Raw genomic sequence first — 288 nt, forward strand, 5'->3', positions numbered from 1 at the left:
GTGCTAACGGTTTGCCGGTACCGGCAGGACGGACTGTTTGCTTGCTCATGCGGTTGCTCCTTGGGTTGGGGTAGAGGCGGCCAGGGTGGTGCAGAAGTCATCGACAGTGCTGACCCAGCCAACACAGGTTTCAATGTGGTACAGGGCGGCTTGCTGGACGTAGTCCGGCCCGGCCTGATGGGTGGCATCGGCCAGTACAACGCCAAAGTATTCGAGGAAAAAGCCGTCGCGCAGGGTTGATTCCACGCAGACATTGGTGGCGATCCCGGTAAACACCAGATTACGGAT

The 288-nt window shown here is 58.7% G+C and carries 1 protein-coding gene; it reads right to left on the bottom strand.

Features of this window, described 5'->3' with window-relative positions:
- Positions 1-45 precede the first annotated feature (45 nt).
- A partial coding sequence (locus tag Q4563_RS19145) for an isochorismatase family protein (protein ID WP_303605641.1) occupies positions 46-288 on the bottom strand: 243 nt, incomplete at its 5' end.

This window comes from Gilvimarinus sp. 1_MG-2023, from assembly GCF_030548285.1.